The sequence below is a fragment of the Clostridium sp. AT4 genome, from assembly GCF_001517625.2.
Taxonomy (GTDB): domain Bacteria; phylum Bacillota; class Clostridia; order Lachnospirales; family Lachnospiraceae; genus Enterocloster.
This window is the reverse complement of sequence record NZ_LN999828.1, coordinates 113,339-132,583: the sequence shown is the minus strand read 5'-3', so window position 1 is coordinate 132,583 and position 19,245 is coordinate 113,339. Positions and strand designations below refer to the sequence as shown.

General features: G+C 42.1%; 16 protein-coding genes and 2 pseudogenes. 4 read left to right on the top strand and 14 right to left on the bottom strand.

Annotation, left to right across the window (positions count from 1 at the left end; genetic code table 11):
- Position 1: 1 nt before the first annotated feature.
- Positions 2 to 3,052: a PAS domain-containing hybrid sensor histidine kinase/response regulator gene (locus BN3656_RS06800; protein WP_066545640.1), complete on the bottom strand. Its 3,051-nt coding sequence runs from the start codon at positions 3,050 to 3,052 to the stop codon at positions 2 to 4.
- Between the two features lie 241 nt (positions 3,053 to 3,293).
- On the opposite strand from BN3656_RS06800, the pseudogene BN3656_RS16800 reads away from it, so the two are divergent.
- From BN3656_RS16800 to pcp, 3 genes and pseudogenes are all read left to right on the top strand, one after another.
- Positions 3,294 to 3,416 (top strand): annotated as a pseudogene (locus BN3656_RS16800) (DUF969 family protein); the annotation flags it as partial.
- A 125-nt stretch (positions 3,417 to 3,541) separates the two neighbouring features.
- Complete coding sequence (locus tag BN3656_RS06790; protein ID WP_242962958.1) at positions 3,542 to 4,399, top strand: DUF979 domain-containing protein; 858 nt, start codon at positions 3,542 to 3,544, stop codon at positions 4,397 to 4,399.
- 47 nt (positions 4,400 to 4,446) lie between these two features.
- Positions 4,447 to 5,091: a pyroglutamyl-peptidase I gene (gene pcp / locus BN3656_RS06785; RefSeq protein WP_066545634.1), complete on the top strand. Its 645-nt coding sequence runs from the start codon at positions 4,447 to 4,449 to the stop codon at positions 5,089 to 5,091.
- Positions 5,092 to 5,219: 128 nt separating this feature from the next.
- Here pcp and BN3656_RS06780 read toward each other — a convergent pair whose 3' ends face one another.
- From BN3656_RS06780 to cysK, 3 genes are all read right to left on the bottom strand, one after another.
- Positions 5,220 to 6,500: an O-acetylhomoserine aminocarboxypropyltransferase/cysteine synthase family protein gene (locus BN3656_RS06780; protein WP_066545625.1), complete on the bottom strand. Its 1,281-nt coding sequence runs from the start codon at positions 6,498 to 6,500 to the stop codon at positions 5,220 to 5,222.
- Between the two features lie 154 nt (positions 6,501 to 6,654).
- On the bottom strand, positions 6,655 to 7,551 hold the full coding sequence (locus BN3656_RS06775; RefSeq protein WP_066545623.1) for a LysR family transcriptional regulator: 897 nt from the start codon (positions 7,549 to 7,551) through the stop codon (positions 6,655 to 6,657).
- Positions 7,552 to 7,567: 16 nt separating this feature from the next.
- On the bottom strand, positions 7,568 to 8,506 hold the full coding sequence (gene cysK, locus BN3656_RS06770) for a cysteine synthase A (RefSeq protein ID WP_066545621.1): 939 nt from the start codon (positions 8,504 to 8,506) through the stop codon (positions 7,568 to 7,570).
- 152 nt (positions 8,507 to 8,658) lie between these two features.
- On the opposite strand from cysK, the gene BN3656_RS06765 reads away from it, so the two are divergent.
- Positions 8,659 to 9,090: an RrF2 family transcriptional regulator gene (locus tag BN3656_RS06765; RefSeq protein ID WP_066545618.1), complete on the top strand. Its 432-nt coding sequence runs from the start codon at positions 8,659 to 8,661 to the stop codon at positions 9,088 to 9,090.
- Positions 9,091 to 9,153: 63 nt separating this feature from the next.
- On the opposite strand, the pseudogene BN3656_RS06760 reads toward BN3656_RS06765, so the two are convergent.
- The 10 genes and pseudogenes from BN3656_RS06760 to BN3656_RS06720 form a co-directional block, all read right to left on the bottom strand.
- Positions 9,154 to 9,729 (bottom strand): annotated as a pseudogene (locus tag BN3656_RS06760) (transposase); the annotation flags it as partial.
- A 375-nt stretch (positions 9,730 to 10,104) separates the two neighbouring features.
- Positions 10,105 to 10,920: a hypothetical protein gene (locus BN3656_RS06755; protein WP_066545616.1), complete on the bottom strand. Its 816-nt coding sequence runs from the start codon at positions 10,918 to 10,920 to the stop codon at positions 10,105 to 10,107.
- 431 nt (positions 10,921 to 11,351) lie between these two features.
- The gene (locus BN3656_RS06750; RefSeq protein WP_066545613.1) at positions 11,352 to 12,779 is read right to left on the bottom strand and encodes a hypothetical protein; all 1,428 of its coding nucleotides are present in this window, start codon (positions 12,777 to 12,779) and stop codon (positions 11,352 to 11,354) included.
- Between the two features lie 80 nt (positions 12,780 to 12,859).
- On the bottom strand, positions 12,860 to 13,672 hold the full coding sequence (locus BN3656_RS06745) for a PD-(D/E)XK nuclease family transposase (RefSeq protein ID WP_066545610.1): 813 nt from the start codon (positions 13,670 to 13,672) through the stop codon (positions 12,860 to 12,862).
- 171 nt (positions 13,673 to 13,843) lie between these two features.
- Positions 13,844 to 15,490, bottom strand: coding sequence for a recombinase family protein (locus BN3656_RS06740; RefSeq protein WP_066545607.1), 1,647 nt, complete (start codon positions 15,488 to 15,490; stop codon positions 13,844 to 13,846).
- The gene (locus BN3656_RS06735; RefSeq protein WP_066545604.1) at positions 15,435 to 16,424 is read right to left on the bottom strand and encodes a recombinase family protein; all 990 of its coding nucleotides are present in this window, start codon (positions 16,422 to 16,424) and stop codon (positions 15,435 to 15,437) included. The genes BN3656_RS06740 and BN3656_RS06735 overlap by 56 nt, the downstream gene beginning before the upstream one ends.
- Positions 16,411 to 18,036, bottom strand: coding sequence for a recombinase family protein (locus BN3656_RS06730; RefSeq protein ID WP_066545601.1), 1,626 nt, complete (start codon positions 18,034 to 18,036; stop codon positions 16,411 to 16,413). The genes BN3656_RS06735 and BN3656_RS06730 overlap by 14 nt, the downstream gene beginning before the upstream one ends.
- A gap of 108 nt (positions 18,037 to 18,144) precedes the next feature.
- Positions 18,145 to 18,303, bottom strand: coding sequence for an SHOCT domain-containing protein (locus tag BN3656_RS16625; protein ID WP_167544862.1), 159 nt, complete (start codon positions 18,301 to 18,303; stop codon positions 18,145 to 18,147).
- Between the two features lie 148 nt (positions 18,304 to 18,451).
- Positions 18,452 to 18,847 carry a hypothetical protein gene (locus BN3656_RS06725; RefSeq protein ID WP_066546174.1) on the bottom strand — a complete coding sequence of 132 codons (396 nt, stop codon included), beginning with the start codon at positions 18,845 to 18,847 and terminating at the stop codon, positions 18,452 to 18,454.
- A gap of 19 nt (positions 18,848 to 18,866) precedes the next feature.
- Positions 18,867 to 19,214 carry a recombinase family protein gene (locus tag BN3656_RS06720; protein WP_066545598.1) on the bottom strand — a complete coding sequence of 116 codons (348 nt, stop codon included), beginning with the start codon at positions 19,212 to 19,214 and terminating at the stop codon, positions 18,867 to 18,869.
- Between the last annotated feature and the right edge of the window lie 31 nt (positions 19,215 to 19,245).

Here is a 19,245-nt window from a genome sequence, read left to right as displayed (position 1 = left end):
TTTAATCATCTAACAACCCCATTAAGGTATTGTACAGTATTTTCATATCTACGGGTTTAGCCACATGGCCATTCATTCCGGCACTTATGGATTTCTGCACATCTTCTGCAAACGCATTTGCAGTCATAGCCAATATCACCATTGTCTTCGCCTCCGGATGGGACGAACTGCGGATTTTGCGTGTTGCCTCATAGCCATTCATAACAGGCATCTGTATATCCATTAAAATCGCATCGTATGTTCCCGGAACACTGCTTTCAAACTCCTCTACTGCCTGCAGCCCATTCTCCCTCAAAACACAGGTTGCTCCCCACATCTGAAGAAGTTCTGCCAGAATTTCTGAATTGATCGCATTGTCTTCTACCAGAAGAAAATGTCTTCCTTCCAGCGATTCCTCCGGTATGCATTCATCCGCATTTGGGGAACGCTTCTGCTTTCCGTCTGCCACAGCAAATTCCAGTTCAATCTCAAACATCGTTCCCTGATGAAGCTGGCTTTCTACCCGGATTTTACCCCCCATAAGATCTACAAGCCCCTTTGTAATACTCAGTCCCAGACCGGTTCCCTCTACCCTGTTCACCCGTTCACTGCGGCAGAAGGGCTCAAATAAATGGCTGATAAACTCCTGTGTCATACCGATTCCCGTGTCGCTGATGATAAAACGATACCTTACTCTTCCGCTTTCAGATGACGGTATTTCCTCCGTCCTGAACCGAACGTTTCCGCCTTCCATGGTGAATTTAAATGCATTGCTGAGTATGTTGATTAAAATCTGTTTTATCCGTAAGGCATCCCCCTGAAAATACAGATGCTGTATCTCTCCCCGCTCAACCATAAATTTCAGTCCCGCGTCCTTTGATGGGGAAGCCATAATAGAGGAAATCTGATTCAGAAGTTCATCAATATGAATAACCTGCACATTCATATGTAATTTGGACTGCTCAATCTGGCTCATATCCAGAATATCGTTAATCAAACTCAGCAGATGCTGAGAAGATACAGAAATCTTTTTCAGGTAATCCTCCACCTTCCGTGAATTCGAAAGATTGGCCTGCGCAAGGGTTGTCATTCCCACAATAGCATTCATAGGGGTACGGATATCATGGCTCATGTAAGACAGAAAATCACTCTTAACCCTGCTTGCCTTTTCTGCCTCTGATAATGCCTTTTCCAGATCATACTTCACTTTTCTTTCCGCGGCAAGCATATCGGTTACGTCTGTCCGCACCAGGCAGATTCTGCCAAGACTCAGATCAATGGCGGAAATAATCATATTTTTAGTCTGGATTTCATTGCTTCCATTATTTACAGAATACCGGAACGAATAGAATTCTCCGTCCTTCAGCCGGCTGACCATCTTCCCCGGATCCAGCATATCCCTTACATATGCTTTCTCCGAGTCCACCACAAGCTCCTCAACCACACGTCTCACCCGTTCCATCAGGCTTCCCTGAGTTTCTGTTATATTATGGTCCCCACCGCTTACGACTTTATACTGATCATTTATCAAATCCACGTCTGCAACCAGATCATAATTTAAAGATGACAGCATTCGGATGATTCTGTCCTGTATTGTCTTTTCCGTAATATCTGTAACCGTTAAAATACCCGTTATATCTCCCGTATCCGGGGTTTCCACAAGATTCACCTTAAACTGTACATATCTTCCCTGCGGATAATTCGGAAGCTTCACAAAACATGGCATCAGAACTTCCTTTATCCCATTTTCAAAAGCCCTGATAGACGGTTCATTTAAATATTTTTCATAAAACAGGCTCCGCTCCGCTTCTGACGCTACCAGAGTTCCAATTCCTGTAAAAAAATCCTCCCGTTTATCACCAAACCGTTCGAGAAGTCCGGAATTGGTACGGTCTTCAATCTCAATAATCTTATTTTTTGTGATATTACAATGCCCTAAAATCAGTGTGTTGGGATCTGTTATCAAATAATGCTGGAAAATCTGCTCCCTGTACTGAAGCCTTAATCTCTCCTGCATTTCTCTCTCTTCTGTAATGTCATGATAATCCGCATAAACCATGGCGTCCCCAGCTTCACACTGAATAACGGAAAATTTTGTATTGACCCAGATATAACCGCCGCTCCCCTTCTTCAGCCGGTATTGAAGGGCTTCTCTGTCGCAGTTTTCACGAATACAGCGGTCTAATGTCTGTTTTACATATTCCTGATCATCCGGATGGACACCTGAAAGCGCATTTGTCTTATACATATCCCAGGCTTCTTCCATAGACATATCAACCATCTCGGCAAATCCTTCGGACAAATACTCCGGAGTCAATCTCCCATTCAGTCCATGGTGAACAACAGCAACTCCGCCCGGAAGGTACTTCAAAACTGTCTCGAAATATTTTTCCAGACGCTCCTTTTCTCTTTTCACCGTTGCTTCTTCGGTAATATCCCTCACATATTTTATATATGCAGGCGTCCCGTTCCACTCTGTTTCTTTAAAATGTGTAGCATAGCAGCGCCCTCCCTCTTCATAGCTCGTCTCACAGGGCATTTCCTCTGACCCGCCCATCTTCATCATACAATGGAAACAGGGCTCTTTTTTATTATAAATATGCTCATAACATTTAGGTGTATTCTGCCCTTCCTCATTCCAGAATGCACGTTTAAAACCATTTACATAAAGAAGATCATAATTTTCTTTATCAATCACATAAATATTGTCTGCATTTTCACTGGCTATGCTCTGGAACAGCTGGGTTTCCTGGGACATTCCCCCAAAAAGGAGACAGTATGTTGTTCCATCCTCCCATCCCTCTATTTTATACCACTTTAAACAGCCTGTTTTCTCTTTGACCGGAGAGTAAACTTTGATTCCTATATGCCTGGATTTTGCGGACATAATTGCATGCTCCACTTCCATTCTGTCCTCGTCACACAAAAGCCCCAGGGCATCTTTACTGAAATGCCGATCAAAATACGGCATATCATACCCTAAGAGCTGCACTACTTTTTCCGGACAATATTGAAAACAAAACGTTTTACATTCTTCATCATAAACGGCGACTGCGCCGCAAAATGCATTCAAAATTCTTTCTCCTATGCAATCCATTCTGTTGTTCCCTTCCTTGAAATCAACTTTTGTACTGTGTTTCTCTCTGTTTTAATAATACCATATTTTTTTATTATGTGTGTAGTCTGATCCGCTGAAGAATACAGAATATTTTCCTGTTGTTCCTCTCCGACAATTTTATCGACACATCCGGATGTCAAAAATAAAAAGCGCTTTTACAGCGCATTTATTAAGGAGGGAGATTTGTATGGAAATTGTGAAACTGATCGGCGTCCTCATCGTAATTGCAGGATTTATACTTAAGCTGGACACTCTAGCCGTGGTGGTAACAGCAGGTCTTGCTACCGGTCTGGTGGCAGGCGTGGTCTATGCCCTGCTTTTTGACCGGATTTTGAAACGCAGATTCGGAGATAAACGCAGAAAAAAGGAGGCAAACTAATATGACCTGGACTCTCAGTACTGCAGTTGCTGAATTCTTTTACTGTATTATAGGCCTTATTTTTATTGGCACAGGCTTTAAAGGATCCGACCTGTGAAAAACGGATTACAACCGCGGCCTTCTGGTTTATTCTGGCCGCTACATTTATTGCGGGTCCCTATTTCCCCAGATGGATCACCGGACTATGTGTCGTCCTTATGGCGATCCTCACTGCATTTAAAAGGGTTGCCCCCAGAAGCAGCGACGTTCCCGCGGCAGCCAAAACACGTGCAGCGGCAGACCGGTTAGGATATTCTGTATTTATTCCGCCTCTTCTTCTGGCCTTCAGCGCCGTACTGGTCGCTACCTTTTTTAAATCTTTGGGAGCCAATAACGCCATCGGCGTATCAGGAGTAATTGCACTTATTGCGGCTTTCCTACTCTTTCGCCCAAAACCTGTATATGCGGCAAAGGACTGTACTCGTCTTACAGACAATGTCGGCGTCACCGGTATTCTCCCGCAGGTTCTGGCCGCTCTTGGAGCCGTGTTTACCGCTGCGGGAGTCGGCGATGTAATTGCCGCAGGCGTAAGCGCTGTGATTCCTTCCGGAAATCTGTTTGCAGCTACCGCAGTCTATTGTATTGCCATGGCGGTTTTTACCATGATCATGGGAAATGGTTTTGCTGCCTTTTCCGTAATTACCGTCGGGATCGGTATACCTTTCCTGATCGCACAGGGAGCCGATCCGGCGGTTGTAGGCGCCCTTGGACTGACAGCTGGCTACTGCGGTACTCTGATGACGCCCATGGCTGCTAATTTTAACATTCTCCCAGCGGCAGTACTGGAAACGAAAAACAAATACACCGTAATCTTATCCCAGCTCCCCATGGCTCTTTTCATGCTGGCCATCCATATTGTACTGATGTATTTTCTGGCATTCTGATACATTTGAAGCTGTTTTCACACCATCTGCGGAAAGGATATTTTATTATGAAGCTTTTACTTACAGCATTTGATCCCTTTGGAGGCGAACCGGTTAACCCGGCTCTGGAAGCCGTAAAAAAAGTACAGAACCAGATCGGCTCTGTTTCTATCGTTAAGCTGGAGGTTCCCACTGTATTCGGAACATCCATTCAAACAGTGGCAAAGGCCATAGAACAGGAAATGCCAGACGCCGTCCTGTGTATCGGACAGGCCGGCGGACGCTATGGACTGACGCCCGAACGGGTGGCGATCAATCTGGATGACGCCCGTATTAAAGATAATGAAGGTAATCAGCCCATCGATCTCCCCATCTTTAAGGACGGAGCCCCGGCTTACTTCTCTACCCTGCCCATCAAAGCTATGGTGCAGTCTATCCGTCAGGCAGGACTTCCCGCCAGCGTATCGAATACTGCCGGAACCTTTGTATGCAATCATCTGATGTATGGCGTCCTTTATACTCTGGAACGGAAATACCCCGGAGTAAGAGGCGGTTTTATGCACGTTCCCTTTATCCACAGCCAGACCGTCAACCGTCCGGCTCCCGCCCCTTCCATGAGCATCGAAGATATTGCTGCCGGGATCGAAGCCGCAATCAGAGCTATCGGCGAACATGAATCTGATATAAAGGCTGCCGAGGGCGCTACACACTGATCTTATTTTATAAAAATCAAACTGGCTGCTTACGAAAGATTTCACGGATCGTTGATGACATCAAAAAGGGAATTTCCTGTTTTAATAAGGAAATTCCCTGGGTAATTGAGCCAGCTGCCTTCATTCCTTTATATCGCGGCAAATCCCTTTTCAAGATCAGCGATAATATCGTCAATATGTTCTGTTCCAATCGAGAGTCTGATCGTACTCTGTTTGATGCCCTGATCTGCAAGTTCTTCATCTGTAAGCTGACTATGGGTTGTGCTGGCCGGATGAATGACAAGGCTTTTCACATCCGCTACATTTGCAAGGAGTGAGAAAATCTCAAGGTTATCAATAAACTTCCATGCCTCTTCTTTTCCACCCCTGATCTCAAACGTAAAGATGCTCGCTCCGCCATTGGGGAAATACTTTTCATAGAGCTCATGATCCGGATGTTCCTCCAGAGACGGATGATTCACCCGGGCAACCTTTGGATGGTTCCTTAGGAACTCTACAACCTTTCTGGTGTTCTCTGCATGTCTGTCCAGACGAAGGGATAAAGTCTCTGTCCCCTGAAGCAAAAGAAATGCGTTAAAGGGTGAAATGGCTGCCCCCGTATCACGGAGAAGAATGGCCCGGATGTAAGTTACAAATGCTGCGGGGCCTGCCGCATCATAGAAGCTTACTCCATGGTAGCTTGGATTTGGATCAGCGATATTGCCGTACTTTCCGCTTGTCTTCCAGTCGAACCTTCCGGACTCAACAATAATTCCACCAAGTGTAGTTCCGTGTCCGCCAATAAACTTAGTTGCCGAATGAACGACGATATCGGCGCCATGCTCAAAGGGCCTGAAGAGATAAGGTGTGCCAAATGTATTATCTACTACGACAGGAAGTCCTGCTGCATGTGCAAGTTCTGCAATGGCGTCAATATCCGGAATATCTGCATTCGGATTTCCTAAAGTTTCAAGATAGACAGCCCTGGTATCATCCTGGATCGCTGCCTTTACTTCCTCAAGATTATGGGCATCCACAAAAGTTGTGGTAATTCCATACTGGGTAAGGGTATGGGCAAGCAGATTATAGCTTCCCCCATAAATCGTCTTCTGTGCGACAATATGCCCGCCGTTTGCCGCCAGAGCCTCAATGGTATAAGCAATAGCCGCCGCTCCACTTGCTAATGCCAGGGCAGCGGAGCCGCCCTCAAGCGCCGCTATTCTCTTCTCAAACACATCCTGTGTGGAATTCGTAAGTCTTCCATAGATGTTACCGGCATCTGCAAGGCCAAATCGGTCTGCCGCATGCTGAGAGTTTCGGAAAACATAAGATGTTGTCTGATAAATCGGTACCGCTCTTGAATCAGTTGCCGGATCTGGATGTTCCTGTCCTACGTGTAACTGCAGCGTCTCAAATCTGTATTTGCTCATATCATTCTCCTCCGATTCGCCTCTGTTTCCTATATGTTGACTAGGTTTTATGGGCCTATTATAACCGGCTTCTCATTTCCTGTAAAATACATAGAAGTTAGAACTGGCTATAAGTTTCCATTATAACAATGAATAACCCGCTGAAATACCGAACTCATTTATAGGATTTAAGAATATCAATATACTTTCTTCCCAGAAGGCTGAGGGGTATATTTTTCCGCTTGATATAACCGATTGTCATGGTATCTGTTGTATCAAGAGGAACCGACACGTAGAAATCCCCATTCAGATCCTGACATATGATCCCGCTGCACAGGGTATAACCATTTAATCCTGTCATAAGATTCAGCATCGTCGCTCTGTCATCTGCTTTGATGATCTGTTTGTATGCATGGGTACTGAATACCTCTTCTGCAAAGTAAAAGGAATTCCTTTCCCCCTGCTCAAAAGACAGGCATGGATACTCGGACAGCTCGTCCATTGTAATCTTCGTCTTCTCTGCGAGGGGGTGGTTCTTACTAAGGTAAACAGATATGCCACAGTCATATAAAGGCATGAATTCCAGATCATTATCCTCCAGTATTCTGGTCATTGCTTTTTCATTAAAGGAATTTAAGTAGAGCACACCAAGTTCACTTCTATAATCCTTTACATTATCAATCACTTCGTGGGTCTTTGTTTCATGAACCGCCAGTTCATACTCCCCAATAGAAAAATTTTTTGCCAGTTTAATAAATGCCTCCACTGCAAAAGAATAATGCTGCATGGACACACTAAACTTCTTTTTTGCTATTGTTTTATTCACAAACCGCTCTTCCACCAGATTTCCAAGCTCAACCATCTGCCTTGCGTAGCTTAAAAATTCCTGGCCTTCTGTTGTGATCACGATTCCCTTATTGGTTCTGATAAACAGTTCCGTTTGAAGTTCCTCTTCTAAATCCTTAATTGTACCTGACAATGCCGGCTGTGATACAAATAAAGCGGCCGCCGCTTTATTCATGGACTTTGTTTCCGCAATTGCCACTACATATTGTAACTGTGTTAATGTCATTGTATCACCTGCAGTTTTAATTTGTGCTGAACAAGGCTGTTGACAAATACCGGTCTCCAGAGTCGGGAAGCAATGCAACGATCACTTTACCTGCATTCTCCTGTCTGCCTGCAAGGATAACCGCAGCCTTTAATGCTGCTCCGGAAGAAATGCCGACCAGGATGCCTTCTGATGTTGCAAAAGCTCTCCCTTCTTTAAATGCGTCTTCATTCTCAATCGTAATGACTTCATCATAAATCTCCGTATTAAGTGTCTGCGGCACAAATCCGGCTCCAATCCCCTGAATCTTATGGGCTCCCGGGGTTCCCTTGGAAAGAACCGGACTTCCTGCCGGTTCCACTGCTACAATCTGGATATCCGGATTCTGTTCCTTTAAGTATTCTCCCACACCAGTAATGGTTCCTCCTGTTCCGACGCCGGCAACGAAGATATCCACCTTTCCATCTGTCTGTTTCCAGATCTCCGGCCCTGTCGTCTCTTTATGTATCTTTGGATTTGAGGGATTAATGAACTGCCCCAGAATAACCGAGCCCTCAATTTCCCTGTTTAATTCCTCTGCTTTCGCAATGGCTCCCTTCATCCCCTTGGAACCTTCCGTCAGTACCAGCTCGGCTCCATAAGCCTTCAGGAGATTCCGGCGCTCAATGCTCATGGTATCTGGCAGTGTAAGAATAGCCCTATATCCTTTTGCCGCAGCCACAGCCGCAAGCCCGATTCCAGTATTCCCGCTGGTCGGTTCAATAATCGTCGCTCCAGGCTTTAAAATGCCGCGTTTCTCTGCATCTTCGATCATAGCAAGCGCAATTCTGTCTTTGACAGATCCTGCCGGGTTCAAATACTCCAGCTTTGCCAAAATAACCGCCTTATTTACCCCTGCTTTTTTACTGTATCTTCCCGCCTCCAGAAGCGGTGTTCCTCCAATTAATTCTAATGAGCTTTTCCTGATATCTGCCATGATTTTTTCCTCCATTCTTTTATTACCTATTATTTATATAGGTTATATATGTTTATGTAAGTATAGTGCCACAGATTCCATTTGTCAATCTATTTTTAAGCGTTGAAAGCCTATCTTTTCTGTAGTATAATAGGCAGCGAGGAGGTGATCCTATGAAAATATCAACCAGAGGACGCTATGCCCTGCGCATGATGGTAGATCTGGCGCAGCATTATGATCAGGGATTTATCGCATTAAAAGACATTTCAAAAAGACAGGATATTTCAAAGAAATATCTGGAGCAGATTATCCCGTTCCTGAACAGAGGTAATTTACTTAGCGCAACAAAGGGACATATGGGCGGTTACAGGCTGGCAAAAGCGCCTTCCGAAATCACAGTCCGTGAAATCTTAGAAAGCGCTGAGGGAAGTCTTGTTCCTGTAAGCTGTATGGACAACACCCCAAACCTGTGTAAAAAATGTGAAGACTGTATTACTTTACCAATTTATGAAGGCCTGTACGATGTTGTCACAAAATATTTCGACAGTATTACCTTAGAAGATATTATCAACCGTCAGGTTTCTGAATTCACCTATACCATTTAAAAATATCCATGCACTCCTTATTGAATGTTTAACAGTTCTTTCTGACTGATGGTGTATAAATCAATCACGAAGCTGGATTTTTACCAGATCTCCGGTCATTCCATCATAACAGACAAGTGGATGGTATCCATTGCTTTGATAATGAAAGTGAAAGGCTCTGCCTTCCTGTTTGCCGTATGCATCAAGAAGAGTGGAATCCAGATCCAGAATAACAGCCTGTGGCATCTGAATACGATAAACTCTCTTTCGGAGTATTCTGCCAATCATAAGTAACTGATTTAAGGTATCTTCATCCATACGGTTAAAGAATCTTGATAGCGTAGGCTGTGATGCAAGGGTGTCTTTTTCAAGTACAGACTTGAATACAGGATCATTTGTAAGTTCATCGGAAGTATCATCTTCGAAGTAGCCTGCAATGATCATATATATCATCTGGAGCAGGTTTTTCTGATCTGTATGATATCTGAATAATGCAGAATCGTTGGTCTTGAAAACTTTGCCTAAAAGATTATCAATACCAAGTTTTCTTACGAATTCTTTGATGAGAAGCAATCCTGCATCGGAGGATAAATCTCCTCCATCAAAATTTATTTTAATTTGTCTATTGCTTTCTAGTGATAAGGTGTTTACAATACTCATAAAGGGCTCCTTTGTTGGTATTTATTTTGATTAGACACCTTAATTTTACCACAAATGGATGCTCTTTTTTCATTCACTTGATAGGTGAAAAGCAATATTCAGTTAAAATACAGTAACTATGTGGCTTTCAGCCACATTCGTGGCAAAGTCGTGAATAATTCATGGTTATTTACCTTTTTCTCTCCAGCTTCACGACACATTCCACATGTGTTGAGGGTGTGATTTAGATTCCCGGAAGGCAGAATTTATCCCGAGTGGAAACTTATTTTTCACACTTTTCCTTCAAATAATCTCTAATTACGCGATGTATCGTTACATCAGCAAATTATTCATCTACTTTTTCAATAGACCCTTCTTAATAATTCTCTAAACAACTCAAGCAATTAAAAACAGCATAGCGGCAATAAAAATTAGGATTAGAAAAATCCACTTTAGTATCTCTTTCCAGTCATTTTTTCCACAAACAATAACTTTAGTAAATAACAAAAGGAAAAAGATACAAACTATTGTTGATGTATTAATCAGCAATATGACACCTAGCCCTTTTTCCGCAAATGTGGCTATACTGCTCATATTCACAATAAGAAGTGCAATTATTGCCGCAAATACAGAGATAATCTCTATGCTCTTTATAGTGCTATTTTCTATATCATTCACTCTTTTTTCAAGACTAGATTTTGTTTCCTCAACATAAGATTTGTACTCTTGAACACTTTGATCAATCACCTCTTGAAACGAATTTTCCAATTGACTAGTAATTTGTTCTGTTTGTAAATCGTCTAATATTTCTCTGTACAATTCTAGTCCAGATATTTGTGCCTTTTGACTAAGTTCAATTTTGCTATCATCTGTTATACTATTTTCAAATTCACACAAATTTTCAAGATATTTATTTGTATTCTCCGAATGTAAATCATCAACAAAATTATCAATATATTCTACATTATAGTCAGAATATTTCAGCAGCCCTTTACGAGCTAAACACTGTAAGTTGCTTTTTAATAATTCTTTACTACTTGTTGGTGTATGCTCTTTAAGAATCTGTACTGCTTCACTCATTGACATTGGATGAACAGTAATCCAGTTTAATTCAGAATACTTTTGGCAAGAGGCTTCTGCTATCCATATAAAGCTATCATACAAATTTGATTCTTTTAATGACTTTATACAGTCTGAATATATTCCCTTCATTTTATATTCCCTCGTATATCGTATTTAATTTCTTCTGTTAAATATTGTACAACCAATCATATGAACAACATAGCCCGAAGTGATTAAAAAAGAGCAATGCTGCAAGCCCCCCAATGGCAGCCTTCTGCCCTCGCCTTACTCTGCCACAAACTCCGAGAACTCCCGAATCACATTCGTTACCTCATCCCACAACTTTTTTATATCATTACAAATACCCATGACAGTTTGTATAGCCTCTTTTTCTTGTCCTACGACAAAACTTCTAAAGAAATAATGATATGCTAGCACCTTAAGTCTCTGTAATAGGGTCAAGTCTAATGTTTTTTCAGACCAAATTTACTTTTATCGTAAAAATAATTCAATCGACCACCACTACATATAGTTTTACTGAATAATCAGAGAGAAATTAGCAAGAATAATCTGTTACAAAGTTATCTTATAGCGATACTATAATGAAATAAATCCTTGATTGCTTTCTGTACATCTATTTTTTCAATATCATAACATCGTAATTGCATTGCATATAACACAGTTTCCAGAAAAACCACATCAATCAATGACTCATTTATAAACTCTTCATCTATATCGCCATGTGCAAAATGATTTCTTTGATTTCCTAATCTTAATCCCATTTTCGAATACGATAACTCTTGACCATTTAACTCATACAAATACTCTCCAAACGGATTTATTATATCTCCATAATCTTTTCCCATTTGTTCAACTTCAGATTGCAGAGAATCAGACTTAATAAGCTTTTTCAAAAATTTATACTTATCTTTTAATTTGCCTGTACTGTTATCAATTAACTTCTGTATTGCTTGCGTTGCTTCTTGCTCAATTTGTTTTGTTTTTTCTCCTCTCTCTATGCCATTTGGATAATTTCTACGAAATTCCCATTCAAATGCTGCTGTTATCATTACAAATCTTGCTGCATCAATATGATGTCCCACTTTATATGTATCAGGCAAATGACGCAGGTATATTTTATGATTAATAATATCTGAAAAAATCTCACCTTCATGACCAGAAATATATTCCTGTTTAATATACCGCCTTCTTTTCAAAGAATCTACATCTACAGCTCCATCTTCCCCCAAAATATATATTGTTGCAAATTTCTCATGTTTTTCTTCCTCGTAAGGTGAGTAAATATCTCCAACAGGTAAATGCACATCCTTACGATAGCATAAAAATTGCAAAAAACTTTTGGCTATTCTCCATATTTCTAATACAAATTCAAAATCATTTGTTGGATCAAATTCAAATATAAGAGAAGAATCTATTGACAGTGGTGATTCTCCAACTTTATGGCTAACTCCTCTTGAAACACCAAAATAAACTACCACTCGCCTATCCTCTAATAAAAATTCTTGTTTCTCTGTAGTTGTTTCACTAAACTTTTTCGTTATTAACTTCAACTCACCATCTCTACTATAGGTCTCTATATCTGGTCCATATTCTACAGTAAAAGACTCACTAACCGGATGAATGCAATTAATTTCGGCATTACTAAAGCTAATTCTATCTACAGTTTCCCGTCTATACTTCTGGATAATATATGCAAGTATTGGAACTACCAAAACCTCATTTCTATATACTATATCCATGCCCTTTTTAGTTAAAAAAACAATAGTCTGCAAGGTTTCATTGCAAATTCCAACCAAATATCCTTCTTCTATTTTTACAGTCTGCCCTGTTATTGATATTCCTCGTCCAAGATAACCCAGAAACAAAGACCTTCTCTCTGACTCATTCAATTCAGAAGCAATTAATCGTAATTCTTCTCCATCAAATATAAAAGTAAACTCCTTATCTTTATATTTAAGCTGACCTGTATATAAATCACTTTTCATCATTATACTGCCTCATATTTGAAAAGGGTCACCTACTATTGGGCAACCCTTTCCGATATCCTTTTACATACCACTAGCTAAATTTATGCTCCCTTTTGAACAGCAATTTTCTGGATTTCCTCAACTGTAAAGCCAGTATACTTTGCAATTTTTTCATAAGTCAACTCACCATCTTCAAGTAAACTGCATGCCATTTTCTTTCTGGCAGCTAAATCTGCTGCCAAAGCAGCCTCATTCCGCATATCTTCCATCGCCTTACACATAGCAGCCACTCCTTTCTCATCTTCCTTGAAATATCTTACACGTTCTGCCAATGCTCTATACTTCATATCTTTGGCATCGGTACAGGAAAAATCATGCATCAGAATCCCTATAGGCGACTCATCCCGGTATTCACCGTTCACATATAAAATATGTGCCTCATCGCCAAAATTCTCGCCGGTTTCTTTGATTACCCGGTCAATATGATAAATTGGTTTTCCCTTTCCCAGCACATCTCGTTCTGTAATAAAGATTACATAAGTCTCTACCAGATTTTCCAGCTTCTCTCCTGGCTCCGTCACATTGGCATCGATCAAACTGCTGTGATACCTGGCTCTTTTTGCTCCCGCACCGCGATCTGCTCGCTGGATCTCCACATTATATCTTTTTCCAGCATGATCCGTAGCATAGATATCAAAAATAATTGATCTACCCTGCAAATTTTTAAGCTGATGCTGGATTGCTACCTTTTCCACCTTCAAATCATCTCTGCCCAGCACAATCTGCAGTACCAACTCCGTACACTCTATATTTTCCTCAAAACATTTTGACATAAAGTCATCATCCATCAGGCGAAATCCGCGGAGTCGCTGCAGATCTTCCGGCCTGAACTTTTCTTCCCAATCCTTACTCATATCTGCTCTTCCTTTCTCTGCCTGTTTTTATCAGAAGTATCCACTTCCCCTATCATACCTAAATTTTATCACAGGCACACTTTTGTTGCAAGGTTCATTCCAACTCATTTTATGTTTGAATTTTATGTTTTTAGTTAGGCGGTCCCCGTATTTCTTCCTTAATATCCATTTCTAGTCTTCCCATGTATCCAGCCTCTGCACCATCACGATCCCCGACCGGAACTGGATCTCGATCTTATTCTGGTTGATAACCTTGACCGTCTGAATCAGCCTCCACACCAGGTCATTATCGAATTCCCGGCTCAGTACCCCTGCTTTCTTCATATAAGCATCCATCCCTTCTACTCTCTGGTCATATGCTTCTGCCAGACGCTGTTCCTTCATGAACTGTTCTTTCTTTTTTCTCAGCTCCTTCAACTGCTCTGTAACGCCCCGGTATTCCCGGTCAAAATCTGCCTCTTGGCAGTTTCCCTTGGCACTTTCTTCGATCAGTGTCATCAGACGCTTCTCCTGTTTCTGAATCTCCGTATCGTATTCTGTCGGTTCTGCTTTACTTCCATAGTTTCCGATAATCCGGATCACGTTTTCACGGAACGCCTGTACAAATTCGCCCTGATCCTCTACCACCTTGCTGATAGCCGTCATAATCGCTTCGTGGAGGATTTCCTCTTTTAGAGTCGGGGAATTCCTGCACCGCTCGGAACCATGTTTCAACCGGTTATCACATCTCCACACAGCACTTTTCTTTCCATATTTGGACCATACCTGCCTCCGGTAGGGCTGTCCGCATTCTGCACAGACCATCAAATCCGACAATGCATACTTGCCGCTGTATTTACTTTTTTCTTCTCCCCATTTTTTCTTAATAGCTGCCCGATAAATATTTCCTCTTCGAGCTTTCTCTTCCTGTACCCGATAAAATAATTCTTTTGGTATGATGGCTTCATGATCATCCTCGATATAATACTGGGGAACAATCCCCTTATTGGCCACCTTTTTCTTGGTCAGAAAATCTACGGTATAGGTCTTCTGCAGAAGGGCATCTCCCATGTATTTCTCATTGGTCAGCATCTTATCGATCACGGTTGCCTGCCACACGGTATTTCCGGTTACCGTCTTAATCCCCTCTGATTCCAGGATCCTTTTAATCCTATAGCTGCTGTTTCCTTCCAAAAACAGCCGGTAAATTCGCCGCACCAGTTCCGCTTCTTCTGGTACAATCACCAGATTTCCGTCCTTGTCCTTCGTATATCCAAGGAACTTACTGTGGTTGACAATGACCTGTCCTGCTTCAAATCGTCTTACGATTCCCCAGTGACAGTTTTCGCTGATATTCCGGCTCTCCTCCTGTGCCTGGCTGCTCAGGATCGTAATCAGCAGTTCTCCGCTTCCCTCCAGCGTGTTAATCCCTTCTTTTTCAAAAAATACGGCAATGTTCTTTTCTTTCAACTTCCGGATATTGGTCAGGGAGTCTACGGTATTTCTGGCAAACCGGCTGATGGATTTTGTAATGACCATGTCAATCTTTCCTGCCATGCAGTCATCGATCATAGACTGGAAATCCGATCTCTTTCTGGTACTGGTTGCACTCTTTCCATCATCTGCATAAATCCCCGCCAGTTTCCAATTGGGATTACTTTTAATCTTTTCTGTGTAATACTGCACCTGGGCTTCATAACTGGATTCCTGCTGTTCCATCAAGGTACTGACACGGCAGTAGGCTGCCACCCGAAGGGTTCGCATCTGCGGCCTGATGCTCCGGTCATAAGCTGGCTTTGCCGGTATGACAGATATGTTCTTTTTTACACTTGCCTGCATCGCTGCTTCCCTCCTCTCCATTCTCTTTAATCTGGATTATGACTCCGTTTCTCATATGTACATCCATGGTTCCATTCTTAAAAACCATGATTTTCTCCACCGTCTTTTGAAAACATCCTTCATTAAATTGTTCCTGTTTTCCACTTCTGCACAGGATTTCTGCCATCTGCTCTGCATAATAAGGCTGGCTTTGTATTTCCATGGATTGATACTGTTCCATTGCTCTCTCGTAAAGCAATGTTTTGATCTCTTCTGCTGAAAACTCTTCCATTTGCAGAAGTTCTTCAATCTGTCTGGTCAGCTTTCTGTATTTAGGTGTTTCCAATGTCACTCTTTCTTTTTGAACCATCTGAGCCAGTTCCGGGTGCTCTGCTACCATATTTATAGCTTCCATAGCCGCACTTTGAATCTGCTCCTCTGACAGAATTCTGTTTCCGCAGGACACCTTCCTTCCATTCTGATATTTGGAGCATTTCCAGCACCATTTATCTTCTTCTGACTTTTGCCGCTTCTTTGCATATTTTCGATATTCTAATCCACACTCTCCACAAAAGATCTTCCCATTCAAAATGCCTTTGTTTGCATAGCTGTTTGGATGGTACCTGCGTCCCAGTTGACTGGCCTTATTTGCCCGTCTCTCCTGTACCTGTTGAAACAGTTCCTTTGAAATAATTGGCGGATAATATTCATCCCCACAATATCTTGGGTTCTTCAACAAATTTCCGATAGAGCCATGATTCCATGAAGGATGTCCGTTTGCATTCAGCACTCCCAGCTCTGTCATCCACTTTGCAATTCCATAGATGGTGGCTCCCTCCTGATAATCCTGAAAAATGCGTTGTATCAATTCTGCCTCTTCTGGAATTATCTCTGCCCTGCCATTTTGAATTCGATATCCGATTGGCAAATGCCTTTGCTTTTTAGTTCCTGCCATCCGCCATGTCTCCTTCCTCCAGTGACTCTTCCAGCTCCAAACCATTTTTCAGGCAAAACTGAACTCTCTTTTCTGGATATACTGTCACATGGTCAATAATCATCAAAAATGCTTCTTCATCGTAATCCTCCATCCTGGCTGGGCGGCTCCGAAATATGGTCAGCAGATATTCTGTTTGCATGATCTCCTGCTCAAAAAACTGATCCTCCTCTAAAAGCTGCCTCCTGTGGATCGCTGTTTCCAGTTCTGAATCCAGTTGGTTCCGTCTTTCTATAAAAACAGCAGAGCCAATGTTACCGTCCACCAGGACTTGCCGCAACATATGGCTCTGCTTTCTTAATTCCTCTATTTGATGACTTAACTCCCCAATCTCCTTTTCCTGCTTTGGATCTCTTGGAACCGCTTTGAGTCCTGCCAGCAAAGGTATCAGGATTTCCTCATAATTTCCAGCCAGTCGGTTCCACATCCTGGTAAACAAACACTGAATATCGTCTTCCCGGATTGCCTTTTGACCACAGGCCTTTCTGTCCTGAATATGTTTATGGCAGCACCACAGGACTTTTTCATAAGGTTTTCCTATGTATATTTTCTGCCTGCGGAATGTGCTGCCGCACACCCCACACCGAATCCGGCTGCTAAATGCATAACGGTTCTGATATACCTCTGTGTTCTCGACACACTGCTGTTCCTTTCGATATGCACAGAGCTTACGAACTGCTTCCGCTTCTTCTCTGCTGATAATGGGTTCATGGTTATCGCGGATCAGATATTGGGGAAGTTCTCCATGGTTCCGTTTTTTTCTAAATGGTACCCCTTCTGTAGTACAGGTCTTCTGCAAAAGCAGATCCCCTTCGTAAACCGGATTTTTAAGAATTTCTTTAACAGAACCCTCCTGCCAGCCATTCGATTTCCGGCTGGTAGGGATTCTCTCCTCTTGTAAGCTCCGGGCGATTGCATAGGAACCCATCCCTCCCAGGTATGCTTCAAAAATTCTTCGTACCACTGCCGCTTCCTTCGGTTCAATGATCAGATTTCCATCTGGATCTTTACAGTATCCATAAGCAGGCTCACTGATGATAAAGGTACCATTTTGAAATCTCCGTACCACAGACCATCTGACATTGGTAGAAGTATTCTCTGATTCTCCCTGGGCAATGGAACTTAAGATGGTAAGAAGCTGTTCACTTTTTTCAGAAAGGGTATCAACCCGTTCCTTTTCAAAGTATACGCCAATTCCAAGAGCCTTTAATTCACGAATCGCCTGAATGCTGTCTACTGTATTTCTGGCAAACCGTGTAACGGATTTCGTGATAATATAATCATGCTGTCCATGTCGACAGTCCCGCATCATTTTCAAAAATTCGTCCCTGCCATCCATCCGGGTTCCACTTCTTGCTTCATCTGCATAGATGCCCGAAAAAATCCAGTTATTGTGTTCTCCAATCAGGTGGCTGTAATATGCAACCTGAACTTCAAATGAATTCTTTTGATGTTCAGAATCTGTACTGACCCTGCAATACGCACACACTCGTCTTATCTGTGTTTTTTCAAGGAATTGTGTGGTACGAACTGGCTCAATCCGCGTGATTTTCTTTTCCTTTTTTGCTTTCATTTTTCTTCTCCTTTCCTCCATTTTTCAGAATTCAGATATACTTTTCTTATAATCATCTCTCCTGTTAGTACCACACAATACCACAATTTCTGCAGGATATCCAGGAATTTAAGCATATACTTTGGAAAGTTCCGGTTGAAATGTCAGACGGTTTAAAGCATCAATTTTTTCATATTCCTCTGGCAGTAAAAAACCATTTTTCAACATCAGATCCAACAGTTTCACAGCCAACTTATAATTGACTTCCCTGCTCTCTTTCTTCTCCAAGCCAAGTCCCTCCCCATTTCTTTAATCTATCTGGTAGCTCCCTGCCACTTCAAATGCAATACCAGCAGTTACCAAAAAGCCACCGATTCCTACCACTACAATAATCAATATTCCAATCATTATCATTCTCCCATCCACCCAGTAATTCCTATAACATCTGGTATTCTGCCATCGTAACTACTTCATCTTCCATAGCAAAGTATTGATTTGACACATTCCGATCCACAGCTAACACTTTACCTGCCTCTTTTTCTCCCATCTGAATCGGTAACAGATGCTGCACAATTCTCCTACATAACTTCTGATTAGGACAAACATCTAACATTCCAAACATGGTGTTCACAACCAACCTGTCCGCTATGTCAGTTATAATAATTTTTTCTGCTTCGCATCCTCTTGCACCTATAAAGTTCGCCAGATTTTCCGGAGTCAGTGCCAACATATACTCTTTTCTGGCTCCTCCACCATATGGATACTCATAGGCATACCCCATCGTACCTGTACCCATAATCCGTTCCACCATCCTCTTATCTTCTGCTTTCATTGCCAGCTTCTCCTTATTTTTAATGGCTGAATCCAATCTCTCCCTCCATTGGGGAATAAACACGCACTCCATGGCTCTCCTGCAAAATCTGTACCCTTGCCAGCTGCATGGAAGACCTAGACAGGCAGTTCCTATTCATAATCAAAAGCACCTTCACACTACCTTTCTGAACCTGGCTTACAAACTGCCGGAATCCATTTCTCTCCCAAAGTGGTTTTGCTCCTACATCACTGGAGCTCCCGACCACTCCAAGTTCCATCTGGTCTGCATAATCAATCAACTGTTTAAATTGTTCTTTCAATGTGTCATGGGTATCATCCGGTGCATCAATCGCACAATAAATCCATGCCCCTCTTCTCTGTTCCATTCCTGCCTCCTGTCAAACATCCAAACACCAT

Bases quoted from the DNA above. Each gene is read 5' to 3' on its own strand.
- BN3656_RS06755 (WP_066545616.1), bottom strand. From the start codon at position 10,920: ATGAAGGGAATATATTCAGACTGTATAAAGTCATTAAAAGAATCAAAT.
- BN3656_RS06775 (WP_066545623.1), bottom strand. From the start codon at position 7,551: ATGACATTAACACAGTTACAATATGTAGTGGCAATTGCGGAAACAAAG.
- BN3656_RS06735 (WP_066545604.1), bottom strand. From the start codon at position 16,424: ATGGCAGGAACTAAAAAGCAAAGGCATTTGCCAATCGGATATCGAATT.
- BN3656_RS06745 (WP_066545610.1), bottom strand. From the start codon at position 13,672: ATGAGTAAGGATTGGGAAGAAAAGTTCAGGCCGGAAGATCTGCAGCGA.
- BN3656_RS06740 (WP_066545607.1), bottom strand. From the start codon at position 15,490: ATGCAGGCAAGTGTAAAAAAGAACATATCTGTCATACCGGCAAAGCCA.
- BN3656_RS06780 (WP_066545625.1), bottom strand. From the start codon at position 6,500: ATGAGCAAATACAGATTTGAGACGCTGCAGTTACACGTAGGACAGGAA.
- pcp (WP_066545634.1), top strand. From the start codon at position 4,447: ATGAAGCTTTTACTTACAGCATTTGATCCCTTTGGAGGCGAACCGGTT.
- BN3656_RS06720 (WP_066545598.1), bottom strand. From the start codon at position 19,214: ATGGAACAGAGAAGAGGGGCATGGATTTATTGTGCGATTGATGCACCG.
- BN3656_RS06730 (WP_066545601.1), bottom strand. From the start codon at position 18,036: ATGAAAGCAAAAAAGGAAAAGAAAATCACGCGGATTGAGCCAGTTCGT.
- cysK (WP_066545621.1), bottom strand. From the start codon at position 8,506: ATGGCAGATATCAGGAAAAGCTCATTAGAATTAATTGGAGGAACACCG.
- BN3656_RS06750 (WP_066545613.1), bottom strand. From the start codon at position 12,779: ATGATGAAAAGTGATTTATATACAGGTCAGCTTAAATATAAAGATAAG.
- BN3656_RS06725 (WP_066546174.1), bottom strand. From the start codon at position 18,847: ATGAAAGCAGAAGATAAGAGGATGGTGGAACGGATTATGGGTACAGGT.
- BN3656_RS06765 (WP_066545618.1), top strand. From the start codon at position 8,659: ATGAAAATATCAACCAGAGGACGCTATGCCCTGCGCATGATGGTAGAT.